Source organism: Streptomyces sp. T028, assembly GCF_048159505.1.
In the GTDB taxonomy this organism is placed as follows: domain Bacteria; phylum Actinomycetota; class Actinomycetes; order Streptomycetales; family Streptomycetaceae; genus Streptomyces.
Genome location: NZ_JBLRVZ010000052.1, coordinates 39172 through 50773, shown reverse-complemented (window position 1 = coordinate 50773; position 11602 = coordinate 39172). Strand labels below are relative to the sequence as shown.

Genomic DNA, 11602 nt, shown 5'->3' with positions numbered 1-11602 from the left:
TGGTCACTGGTGAGGGGAGCGAGGGGGTGAGGGGACGTCACCAAGGGGGCCGGTAACCGGTGGTGATCTTCTCTCCGGTACGGCGCCACTTGGGCTCCTTGTCCACCGTCTTCGCGGTGATGTCCCGCAGCCTGCGGATCACGGAGCCGTACACGCCGCTGGTCGTGACGGAGACCTTGGCGCCGGGGGGTTCGTCCATGAACGGCATGAACTTGTCGGGGAAGCCGGGCATGGTGCAGGCGATGCAGATGCCGCCGACGTTCGGGCAGCCGCCGATGCCGTTCATCCAGCCGCGCTTGGGCACGTTGCACTTGACGACCGGGCCCCAGCAGCCGATCTTCACCAGGCACTTGGGCGAGTTGTACGACTCCGCGAACTCGCCCTGCTCGTAGTAGCCGGCCCGGTCGCAGCCCTCGTGGACGGTGGCCCCGAACAGCCAGGTCGGACGCAGCTTGTCGTCCAGCGGAATCATCGGGGCGGCACCGGCCGCCTGGTAGAGCAGATAGGTGAGGGTCTCGGCGAAGTTGTCGGGCTGGATCGGACAGCCGGGTACGCAGACGATTGGGATGCCGGCCTGCGACTTCCAGTCCCAGCCCAGGTAGTCCGGGACGCCCATCGCGCCGGTCGGATTGCCGGCCATCGCGTGGATACCGCCGTACGTGGCACAGGTGCCGATGGCGACGACCGCGAGGGCCTTGGGCGCGAGGCGGTCGATCCACTCACTGGTGGTGATGGGCTGGCCGGTCTCCGGGTTGTCGCCGAAGCCGCACCAGTAGCCCTCCGGCTTGATCGCCTCGTTGGGGACGGAGCCCTCGACGACCAGGACGAACGGGTCGATCTCGCCCCGCTCCCCCTTGAAGAACCACTCGATGAACGTGTCGGCGCCGCCGACCGGCCCGCTCTCGAAGTCGATGAGCGGCCAGTGCACCTGGATCTTCGGCAGGCCGGGCAGCGCACCGAGGACGATCTCCTCGATGCTCGGCTGCATGGCCGCGGTCAGCGCGACCGAGTCGCCGTCGCAGCTCAGGCCGGCATTGATCCAGAGGACGTGGATCGTGGGTGTCTCGTCTGCGGGCGCGCCTGTGGCGTCCGCAGCGCCGACCGTGTTCGGCGTCGCCTGGCTCATGGGACCGCCTCCTGGGGAGGTAAGGGACGAAGGCCTGCATTTCGGCCATCAGAGTTCTTCGTATCAGTGGTTCGGCTCGGGTGAGACACCGGCGGGGGCCATTCCGGTGACGTGGGCGGCGGAGGGGGGCGGCCCGGTTCGGGCCACCGGGGCGAGGTGCGGCGGGGTGCCGGCGGGCCGCTTCTTGTGGACGAACGCCCGGCGCAGGGCGTGGTACGGGGCGTCGGGGTCGTCGAAGGTCTCCCGCATCCGGGCGAGTTCCCGTTCCCGGAAGCCGGCCAGCGGGGTCAGGCTCTGCAGCCGGTCCAGTGCCGCCTTCTTCGCGGTGACGCGGTCCGCCGTCGCGGGCAGGGCGGCGAGGCGTGCCGCGAGTTCGCCGACCTCGTGGGCGAAGGCGTCCGGCGCGCAGTCGACCACATGGTCGACGAGCCCGAGGCGCCGGGCGCCCGCCGCGCTCACGGGGAGAGCCTCGCTCATGAGCCGTTCGGCGACGGCGGGGCCGACGCGGCGCGGGAGGGTGTGGGTCCAGTACTCGGAGCCGTACAGGCCCATCAGCCGGTAGTGGGGGTTCAGCACGGTCCCGGAGCGGCACCAGACCTCGTCGGCGGCGAGTGCGAGCATCACACCACCGGCCGCGGCGTTGCCCGCGACGGCGGCGACGGTGAGCCGGTCCGTGGTCATCAGGACCGCTTCGACCAGGTCGTCGACGGCGTTGATGTTGGCCCAGGACTCCGCGGCCGGGTCGGCGGCGGCCTCGATGACGTTGAGGTGGATGCCGTTGGAGAAGAAGTCGCGCTCGCCACCCAGCACCAGCACCGAGGTGGGCCGCTCGCACGCCTCCCGGTAGGCGTCCAGCAGACGGCGGCACTGCTCGGTGCTCATGGCGCCGCCGGGGAAGGAGAACGACAGGAAGCCCACGTCCCCGTCCTCCCGGTAGCGGATGTCCGTCCAGGTGGGCCCTTGTGCGCCGGACAGCCCGAGCGGGGTTCGGTCGGGCAGCGGCGGCAGCCGGTCGCCGAGGGCGCGCACGGCGGGCAGTTTGAAGGTGGTCGGCGCCCCGCGCAGCCGCCGGAGCCTGAGCTCGGGGATCCACACGGCGCCGTCCGTGGTGGCCCGGCAGACCGCCCCGGCCCGGGTGGCCAGCAGCTCGCCGGGGCGGCCGCGCAGTACGTGCTCGGGGTGACCGCCGTGCAGGTACCACTCCTCGCCGAACAGCACGTCCAGCACCCCGGGCTGTGAGTCCGCCGCCCGCAGTTTGCGCAGCACGGTCCGGGTGGAGTCCTCGGCCCAGTCGATGCGCCGGACGCCCTGGTCGAGGTACGGGCGCGTCCGCAGACGGGGGTCGGCCGTGTCCGCCGGGTCCTGCCGGAGCGGTACGTACGTTCCGCCGGCGAAGCGGTCCACGGCGAGCAGGACGGCCCGCAACGCGGCGTCGGCGATCTCACCCCGGTACAGGTCGCTCTTGGCCACCGGCGGGAGGGGGCAGGCCACGCAGGCCCACACGTCACCGGCGTCCATCTCGGCGTCGGCCTGCAGGACGGTGACGCCCCAGTCGTCGTAGCCCTCGTGGATCGCCCAGTCCAGGGAGGACGGTCCGCGGTCCCCGACGGGTCCGGGATGGACGACGAGGCAGGGGTACGCCGTCCACACCTCTTCGGGGATCGTCGTCCTGAGCATCGGCGCCACCACGAGCTGCGGCGCGTGCCGTCGTACGGCGTCCGGCAACGAGCCGTCCGGCAGGGCGAGTTCGACCGCCACCGAGTGGCCGCCGTCGCGCAGCTCGGCGTGGACCCGCTGGGTGAGGCTGTTGAACGCGCTGGCTACGAGCAGGATGTGCACGGCTGCCTCCGGGCGGACGGGCGGCAGGCGGGAATGACCGCCGAGGGCGATCCTCCGCCAGGCCCGCCGGCCGCCCCCGGCGACAGACGGCCGGGGTCATCCGAAAGCGAACACGGCTGAGCCGTCCGGGCTCACCGGGCCGGCGCGGGCGCGGCAGGCGCCCCCAGGCGTCGGGGCGGCACGGGCGTCATGGGCGTCATGGGCGTCATGGGCGGCGCGGGCAGCACGGGCCGCGCGGGCGGCGCGGCCATCACGGGCGGCGCGGGCGCGCTGATTTCAGGTCGCCGAAGGCCACGCGGCGTCACGGCGGCGCGAGGGCCGCTCCTGCGGCGAGGGCGATGGCGGCGACAGGGGCGGGCGGGCGGTGAACCTGGCGCCGCCTCAGCCCCGGTGCGCCCCGCTGCGCGGACCGCGCGGCGTCGCACCCGGCCAGGCCTCCGGGCCTCACCGGCGGCGCCGACCGCCGGGCCTCACGGCCGCGCAGGCAAACCGGGCTTCACTCGCGGCACAGGGCCGCCAGGGCCTACGGACGGCGCAAGCCGCTGGTGATGCGCTACCAGGGTGCCAGTGGCGCCGGGCGTCACGGGTGGCGCGGGCGCCCTGGCATCACGTCGCCGGAGGCCACGCGGCGTCTTGGCGCGACGCGAGGGCCGCTCCTGCGGCGAGGGCGGCGGGGCGGGGGCGGCGAACGTTCTCGCGGCGGAGGCGGTGAACCTGGCGCCGCCTCAGCCCCGGTGCGCCCCCGCTGCGCGGACCGCGCGGCGTCGCACCCGGCCAGGCCTCCGGGCCTCACCGGCGGCGCCGACCGCCGGGCCTCACGGCCGCGCAGGCAAACCGGGCTTCACTCGTAGCGCCGGCCGCCGGGGCTGTCACGGGCGGCGCAGGCCGCTGGTGATGCGCTCCCAGGGGGTGCGGGTGGCGCCGAAGTGGGTTTCGTGGTCCCAGACGTGGGCGCACGAGGGGCACTGCAGATGGAGCAGGCTGCCGACGTTGGAGAGCAGGTAGCGCCAGTGCGTGGCACACGTGCGGCCGCCCTCGCAGGTGGCGCAGCCCTGGTGGTCGTTGCAGCGGGGGCAGGCCACCCAGGCGCGCCGGCCGGGGTCGGCCTGCGGGTCAAGCGGCAGCATCGCCGTCTCCCCTGCGCGGGAGCACACCGGCCGCGACCAGGTCGTCGTGGATCCGCTGCTGCTCGGCGCTGAGGCCGGAGTAGAGCAGTCCGTACGCCGCCTCCTCGCCCTGGAGCGCCTCCACCGGGTCCCAGTCGGCGCCGAGGGCGTCCATGACGTGGGCCCGCCTGAGCATCTCGTGAGCGCTCAGGTCGACGGACCAGTCGAACGGTTCGCCGGAAGGGGTGGAGCCGTGGTGGGACATGTGTCCGAACGTAGGGAAGCGCTCCTCGCTCGGGCAAGAGCAGGTGGGGGATGTCACAGCAGGTGACAGCAGGTGAGAGTGGTGCCGCCGCGGTTGCGGAGGTCCGCGGGGCCCGTTAACGTACAACCAAATGGTTGTAGATGACGGTGGTGCCGGAAGCCTGGACCGGATTTTCCACGCCCTGGCGGACCCGACCCGCCGGGACATGGTCCGCCGCTGTGTCGACGACGGTCTGTCGGTGTCGCGGCTGGCCGCCGCCTACCCGATGAGCTTCGCCGCGGTGCAGAAGCACGTGGCGGTGCTGGAGCGGGCGGGACTGGTCAGCAAACGGCGGCGCGGGCGGGAGCAGCTCGTCCGCACCGAGCCCGACGCGCTGGCGCGGGCCCGGCAGGCCCTCGACGACCTGGAGGCTCTGTGGCGCGGCAGGGTGGAGCGGATGTCCGGCCTGCTGGCACCGGAACCCCGTGCAGAAGAGCACCATCCGAAGGAAGGACCGAAACCATGACCGTGACCAGTGTGGACAAGGACTTCGACAGCCTCACCCTCACCCTCGTCGCCGACTTCGCCGCCCCCGTCGAGGAGGTGTGGCGGCTGTGGGCCGACCCCCGCCGGCTGGAGCGCTGGTGGGGACCCCCGACCTACCCGGCGACCATGGAGAACCACGACCTGACCCCGGGCGGCGAGGTCACCTACTTCATGACGGGCCCCGAGGGCGACAAGCACCGCGGCTGGTGGCGGGTCACCTCGGTCGCCCCGCCCACGTCCCTGGAGTTCACCGACGGCTTCGCCGACGAGGAGGGGAAGCCGAACCCCGCCCTGCCGACCACGAGCGTGCGGGTCCGGCTGACCCCGCACGGGGACGGCACGCGCATGGAGATCCGGTCCTCCTTCGACACCCGGGAGCAGCTGGACCAGCTGGTGGAGATGGGCATGGAGGAGGGCCTGCGACTGGCGGTCGGCCAGATGGACGCGCTGCTCACCGACTGATCTCCGGACCCAGTCGTCCCTGACGCTTTCCGGACGCTCCCGGCGGGGGCAGCATGGAGGGGAGGAGGTTGGGGATGACAGCCGAACCCTTCCCGCCCCAGGAGGGCGTGTACGGCGCCGAGGCGGCCGAGGCACCTCCTCCCACCGGGCTGCTGGACGTACTGAGCGTGTCCGCGATGGTCCTGGACGCCGACGGACGCATCGTGTTCTGGACCCCGCAGGCGGAGGAATTGTTCGGCTACACCGCCGAGGAGGCCCTCGGCAGGTACGCGGCGCGGCTGTTCATCCACTCCCAGCATCTGAAGGCCGTGGTGAGGCTGTTCGCGGAGGTGCTGGAGACCGGCCGGAGCTGGGCCGGCACGTTCCCGATCCGGCACAAGGACGGCAGCACCCGTCTCATGGAGTTCCGCAACATGCGGCTCCAGGACGACCTCGGGGGCGTGTACGCCCTCGGTATCGCCGCCGACCACACCCTGCTGCAGCGCGTCGAGACGGATCTGGCGCTGTGCGAGCGGCTGATCAACCAGTCCCCGATCGGGCTGGCGCTCCTCGACCATGATCTGCGGTACCTGCTGGTCAATCCGGCGCTGGAGCGCATCGACGGCATCCCCGCCGAGGAGCATGTCGGCCGTCGTCTGCGGGAGACCCTGCCGCTGCCCGACGTGGGGACCATCGAGTCCGCGCTGCGGCAGGTGCTCACCACCGGGACACCGTTGCTCGACCAGTACCACGTGGGCCGCCCGCCCGCCGACCCCGAGCGCGAGCACGCCTGGTCGCTCTCCTTCTACCGGCTGGAGGACCCCGGCGGGCGGGTCCTGGGCGCGGCGGCCTCGGTCGTCGACGTCACCGAGCGGCACCGGGCGGCGGCGGAGGCCGACCGGGCCCGGCGGCGCCTCGCCCTGATCGCCGAGGCCTCCACCCGGGTCGGCACCACGCTGGAGGTCGCGCAGACCGCCCATGAGCTGGCCGAGATCGCCGTCCCGCAGCTCGCCGACGTGGTCGCCGTGGACGTCCTCGACTCCGCGCTGGCCTGCCGCCGCTCCCGCAGACCGGACGAGGGCCCGGAACTCTTCCGCTCCCTCGCGCTCAAGGCGGCCCACCCGACCGTGGCCCTGCGTGCCGCCGACGCCCCGGGCGATGTCGCCGCCTACGACGGCGACCGGCTGGTCACCCTGTGCGTCCACACCGGCCGGCCGGTCCTGGTGCGCCACGTCGGCGCCGCCGACATCCCCCGTATCGCCCGGGACGCCGAGGCCGGTTCCCTGCTGGCCCGGGCGGGTGTCCACTCGTATCTCGCGGTGCCGTTGATCGCCCACGGCGAGGTGCTGGGCGCCCTCGATCTCAAGCGGACCCGCAATCCGCTCCCCTTCGACGAGGACGACGTCGTACTCGCCGGTGAGCTGGCCGGACGTGCCGCCGTGGCCATCGACAACGCCCGCTGGTTCGAGAGCGTGCGCAACACCGCGCTGACCCTCCAGCGCAGCCTGCTGCCCGACCACCCGCCGCACCACACGGGTCTCGACCTGGCCTCCCGCTATCAGCCCGCCCAGGCCACCAGTGAGGTCGGCGGCGACTGGTACGACGTCATCCCGCTGACCGACGACAGGACCGCGCTGGTCGTCGGGGACGTCATGGGCAACGGCATCGACGCGGCCGCCACGATGGGCCGGCTGCGCACCGCCACCTGCGCCTACGCGGACCTCGACCTCGATCCGGGGGAAGTGCTCCGGCACCTGGACAAGATCACCTGCGATCTGGAGCACTACATCGTGACCTGCCTCTACGCGGTGTACGACCCCCGCACCCGGCGGTGCCGGATCGCCAACGCGGGACACATGCCGCCCGCCCTGGTCGGTCCCGGCCACGCCCCCGCGCTGCTCGACCTGCCGTCCGGCGCCCCACTCGGCGTGGGCGGGATCCCCTTCGGGACCACCACGACCGACCTCGCCCCCGGCGATGTGCTCGTCCTCTACACGGACGGTCTGGTGGAGACCCGGCACCACTCCATCGACGACCGTCTGGACGTGCTGCTCACCTTCCTGGACGAAACCGACCGGCCCCTGGAGGAGCTCTGCGACCTCCTGCTGTACGGCCTGCGCCACCCCGACGACCATGACGACGTGGCGCTGCTCGTGGCTAGGGCGTTGTAGGTCCGGCGCCGGAGCAGCGGCCCGGCGGGATCGACGCGGTGTGCCGCAGCCAGCGGGCGTCGACCACGCGGCCGTTGTGCAGGCGGTGGCGGGGCGGCCCGTCGGCGGGGACGAAACCGGCGGCCGTCAGGGCTCCCGCGCTCGCGGTGTTGGCGGGCTCGTACCCGGCCCGCACCGCCGCGAGTCCCAGGTGGTCGTGCCCGAGGAGGGCTGCGGCGCGGAACAGTTCGGTGCCGAGTCCGAGGCCGCGCGCGTGCGGGGCCAGCCAGCCGCCGATCTCGCCGGTGCCCGGGTCCAGTTCCAGGAGGCCGGCGTATCTGCCGTCGTCGAGTCGGACGGCGATCAGGGTCACTCCGTCGTCCGGGCCCGGCTCGTAGGGCTGGGCCCGCACGGCCGGGATGCCCGGGAACGGAGGCCGGCCGGCGGCGTCGGCGGGGCGCAGCTGGACCAGGGCCGTACGAAGGCGTGGCTCACCTATCGGCCCCAGGTTCTCCCAGCCGAGCCAGCGCTGGGCCTGGGGGTCCGCGCCCGCGGCCACACAGACCGCGAGGTCCAGCCGGGTCTGCGGGGTGTAGAGCAGGAGGCGCTCGGTGTGCAGGGTGTGCCGTCGCTGCCCGCACGCGCCGGGCAGCGGGAGTTTGGGCGTCCTCCGACCGCCGCGCAACCGTGACCAGATCATGTGCCCCCCTCGACCATCTGCCCCCTCGAAGAATCCACAGCCGTGAACCCACAGCGGTTCGGCCGGGTTCGACGCCGATGTGAGCGTATTGCCGCCCGGGCGGCACGTCACGCGGTCGCTGCCCGGAGGCCCGTCGTCCGGTACGGCTGGGCTGCGGCCTGCGCGGGGGCGGCCGACGATGAGGGGGCGGGACGCGAGTGCCCGGCCCGCCCGCGATGCCTCGGGGGCGTCCGGTTCCCTCCCGTCGAACGCCCCGCGGGCCCGGCGAACGCCCCGCGGGCCCGGGCCGTGGGGTCCGGGGCCTGGCCCAGGCGGGTTCCGCGGCCCGCCGTCTCCTCGAACAGCTGGCCCAGCTGACGGAGACGGGGCGACTGCGCAGCCTCCTCGGGGGCGGCGGCCGCCCCAGCGACCGTGCCTCGCGGTGGCTGTTGCCGCAGGTGGCGGCGCGGTGTGCCGCGAGTGCCGCGGCCCTGCTGGCGGGCCGGGCCTCCCCGGTCCCGCGGCGTCTGGACGAGGCGATCGGCGCGTTCCAGCGGATGCGGGCGCGGCAGGGGGCGCGAACCGGCGCCGAGGGGCCGGGGGCGGTGGCGGTGCTGCGGTGGGAGGCCGCGCTGCTGGGGGTCGCCGAGTCGGTGCGGACGCTGGAGATCGCCGTACGGGTCGGCGTCGACGGGCGGCGCACGCCGCCGATCGAGCCACGAGAGCTGTTCTGGTACACGAACGCGCCGACGGCCCGGCTGTGGCTGCGCCGGATCGTCGGCAACATGACGGTCCGCTCGGTGCGGTTCCACAACGCGCTCCGGGTCGCCCTCGCCGCGGCACGGCTGGTGGCCGGTTCGCTCGACCTGACCCACGGGTTCTGGGTGCTGCTGGCGGTGCTGACGCTGAGCAGGACCACGGCCGGGGAGACCTGGGCGGCCATGCGGCAGGCGGTGGCCGGCAATCTGGTGGGCGCGGTCGCGGCGGGCGCCCTGCTCATCGGCCTCGGACAGCACACCGACGCCTACGCCGCGATGCTCGCGCCCTGCATGCTGATCGCCTTCTCGGTCGGGCCGCTGCTCGGCATCGCATGGGCGCAGGCGCTGTTCACCCTCGTCGTGGCCAGTGCGTTCGCCCGGATCACCCCGGCCACCTGGCGGCTCGCGGAGGCGCGGATCGTGGACGTGGTGACGGGCAGCCTCATCAGTCTGCTGTGCGCGCTGCTGGCCTGGCCGTCCGGTGCCCGCCGCGAGGTACGGCGGACCATGGCGGCCTGCTGCGCGCGTGCGCGTCGCTGATCAGGGGCACCGTCACGACGCTGACGGCGGTGCCCCCGGGCTCCACTCCGCCCCCGTCGATCCTCCACGCCCTGCACCGGATGCGGCTGGCCGAGTCCGCCTACGCCCAGTTCCGCAGCGAACCGGCCGCCCGGTCGGCCGCAGCGGGCGCCGACTGGCACGGCGTGCTCATCGCGACCCACCAGATCCTGCTCGGCGCCCACTGGCTGCCCCGCTTCGACCTGCCCACGACCGCCCTGCCCCCGGAGGCCGTGGAGCGGCCGGGGGCCGATGCCCGGGCGGCCTCCGGGACGATCGACCGGTTCGCGGCCCTGTGCACGGGGGAGCGACCACCACCGCAGGAAGCACAGCCGGAACCGGCGCCACCGCCCCCACCACCCCTGCCGACCCTCATCGACCTGGAGGCATAGCTGATGAGCCGGACCGCCCAGCTCTCCCGCATCGAGGCGGGCCTGTCAGGTGGCACCGGTCCTCAGGACATCGAGGACCGGTGCCGGCAGGGCGCCGTCGGACTGTGGAACAGGGGCCCCGATCGTGCAAGTCGTACGCTGTCACGCCTTCGTGGGCACCGGCCGACTGAGCAAGGTACCCGGCCGCCATCGTGACGAGCGCGGCCTTGCACGCGATGAACACCGGCCCCGTGCCCTCCAGCCCGATGGAGACCGCACCACGCCCCCGTCGATCACCGGCATGGAGTTACCCGCGTAGGCCACGACTGACGGGTTCCCATGCTTCCTTTCGGATCCGTGGTGATCCGTAGTGGCGTGTTATCCGTTGGTGTCGTGTCGTGGGGCAGGCGCTGTCAGCTGGGTCGTGTGTGAGTGCGTGGGTCGAATGCGTGACCTTTCCGAGGGCGTGTCGTTGATCGGATGGCAACACCACAGTGGGAAGGGCGGCCGGCGAGTCGGAGGCTGCCGCTCGGCGACGGTCGGTCCGTCGCTGAGAGCAGGGGCGTACCCGCTGGCGGCTGCCGTGACGCTCGTTCCGGTGCGCTAGCGTCCTGAGTCGTTAGTTCGCTTGCGGTTGTAGAGTGGGGCGGTGCCTGGTCCGAAGCCGTTGCCGCTGGAGTTGTCCGATCGCGAACGCCGGGTGCTGCGAGGCTGGTTGCGCAAGCAGACCGCCTCTCAGGCGCTGGTGCTGCGGTCGAGGATCGTGCTGGCGTGCACGGAGGGCCTGTCGAACGCGCGGGTCGCGGATGACCTGGGTGTCTCGCGGGAGACGGTGCGCAAGTGGCGGTCCCGGTTCGTCGCGGACCGGCTGGAGGGCCTGGTGGACCGGCCGCGTTCGGGGGCGCCGCGGAAGATCACGGCCGAGCAGGTCGAAGCCCTGGTCGCAAGGACGCTCGGCCAGGCGCCGCCGACGGGTGATTCGCACTGGTCGACGCGTTCGATGGCTGGGGCGGCGGGGATGTCACAGTCGGCTGTCTCGCGCATCTGGCGGGCGTTCGGCCTCAAACCGCACATCGTGGAGACCTGGAAGCTGTCGACCGACCCGCAGTTCGTGACCAAGGTCCGTGACGTGGTGGGCATTTACCTGTCCCCGCCGGAGAACGCCCTGGTCCTGGCGGTGGACGAGAAGTCTCAGATACAGGCCCTGGACCGGACCCAGCCGGTGCTGCCGATGGCGCCGGCCACGCCGGCGAAGATGACGCACGACTACGTCCGGCACGGCACGACCAGCCTGTTCGCCGCCCTTGACATCGCCTCCGGATCGGTCATCGCCCAGCACTACCGCCGCCACCGCCACCAGGAGTTCCTCCGCTTCCTGAAGGTCATCGACGCCGCCGTCCCCAAGCACCTCGAACTCCACCTGGTCCTGGACAACTACGCCACCCACAAGACCGAGCCGGTCAAGAAGTGGCTGCTGCGTCACCCCCGCTTCCATCTGCACTTCACTCCCACCTCGGCGTCCTGGCTCAACCTCGCCGAGCGCTGGTTCGCCGAGCTGACCTCTCGCAAACTCCGCCGCTCGGCCCACCGCAGCGTCGTCGAACTCGAACGGGACATCCGCAGCTGGATCAACGAGTGGAACAAGAAGCCCAAGCCGTTCATCTGGACGAAGACCGCCGACGACATCCTCGACACCCTCACCGCATACTGCGCACGAATTGACAAATCAGGACAATAAATCCAGGCAAGGATGTACTTGTTGAACGATGTTCCAGATCTTGGGC

The 11602-nt window shown here is 72.7% G+C and carries 11 protein-coding genes; 6 read left to right on the top strand and 5 right to left on the bottom strand.

Features of this window, described 5'->3' with window-relative positions:
- Positions 1–37 precede the first annotated feature (37 nt).
- The 4 genes from ACLZN2_RS40880 to ACLZN2_RS40865 form a co-directional block, all read right to left on the bottom strand.
- Complete coding sequence (locus tag ACLZN2_RS40880; RefSeq protein ID WP_416984751.1) at positions 38–1126, bottom strand: hydrogenase expression protein HypE; 1089 nt, start codon at positions 1124–1126, stop codon at positions 38–40.
- Positions 1127–1189: 63 nt separating this feature from the next.
- Positions 1190–2965, bottom strand: coding sequence for an enoyl-CoA hydratase-related protein (locus ACLZN2_RS40875; RefSeq protein ID WP_416984749.1), 1776 nt, complete (start codon positions 2963–2965; stop codon positions 1190–1192).
- A gap of 869 nt (positions 2966–3834) precedes the next feature.
- Positions 3835–4092 (bottom strand): hypothetical protein, encoded by a 258-nt coding sequence (locus tag ACLZN2_RS40870; RefSeq protein WP_416984747.1) that lies wholly within the window; start codon positions 4090–4092, stop codon positions 3835–3837.
- Complete coding sequence (locus ACLZN2_RS40865) at positions 4079–4336, bottom strand: DUF6400 family protein (RefSeq protein ID WP_416984746.1); 258 nt, start codon at positions 4334–4336, stop codon at positions 4079–4081. The genes ACLZN2_RS40870 and ACLZN2_RS40865 overlap by 14 nt, the downstream gene beginning before the upstream one ends.
- Before the next feature lie 130 nt (positions 4337–4466).
- Between ACLZN2_RS40865 and ACLZN2_RS40860 the strand changes: the two genes are divergently transcribed.
- The 3 genes from ACLZN2_RS40860 (at position 4467) to ACLZN2_RS40850 (ending at position 7473) form a co-directional block, all read left to right on the top strand.
- Positions 4467–4841, top strand: a complete 375-nt coding sequence (locus tag ACLZN2_RS40860) for an ArsR/SmtB family transcription factor (protein ID WP_416984745.1) — start codon at positions 4467–4469, stop codon at positions 4839–4841.
- Positions 4838–5323, top strand: a complete 486-nt coding sequence (locus ACLZN2_RS40855; RefSeq protein ID WP_416984744.1) for an SRPBCC family protein — start codon at positions 4838–4840, stop codon at positions 5321–5323. The genes ACLZN2_RS40860 and ACLZN2_RS40855 overlap by 4 nt, the downstream gene beginning before the upstream one ends.
- Before the next feature lie 74 nt (positions 5324–5397).
- Positions 5398–7473: a SpoIIE family protein phosphatase gene (locus ACLZN2_RS40850; protein ID WP_416984743.1), complete on the top strand. Its 2076-nt coding sequence runs from the start codon at positions 5398–5400 to the stop codon at positions 7471–7473.
- On the opposite strand, the gene ACLZN2_RS40845 is transcribed toward ACLZN2_RS40850, so the two are convergent.
- Positions 7460–8152 (bottom strand): GNAT family N-acetyltransferase, encoded by a 693-nt coding sequence (locus tag ACLZN2_RS40845; protein ID WP_416984741.1) that lies wholly within the window; start codon positions 8150–8152, stop codon positions 7460–7462. The two genes, ACLZN2_RS40850 and ACLZN2_RS40845, sit on opposite strands and share 14 nt — an antisense overlap.
- 197 nt (positions 8153–8349) lie before the next feature.
- On the opposite strand from ACLZN2_RS40845, the gene ACLZN2_RS40840 reads away from it, so the two are divergent.
- The 3 genes from ACLZN2_RS40840 to ACLZN2_RS40830 all read left to right on the top strand — a co-directional run bounded on the left by ACLZN2_RS40840 (position 8350) and on the right by ACLZN2_RS40830 (position 11556).
- Entirely contained in the window at positions 8350–9429 is a 1080-nt protein-coding gene (locus tag ACLZN2_RS40840; protein WP_416984740.1) for an FUSC family protein, read from the top strand.
- A 29-nt stretch (positions 9430–9458) separates the two neighbouring features.
- Positions 9459–9839 (top strand): hypothetical protein, encoded by a 381-nt coding sequence (locus ACLZN2_RS40835; RefSeq protein ID WP_416984739.1) that lies wholly within the window; start codon positions 9459–9461, stop codon positions 9837–9839.
- A gap of 628 nt (positions 9840–10467) precedes the next feature.
- Entirely contained in the window at positions 10468–11556 is a 1089-nt protein-coding gene (locus tag ACLZN2_RS40830; RefSeq protein WP_416984737.1) for an IS630 family transposase, read from the top strand.
- Positions 11557–11602 lie beyond the last annotated feature (46 nt).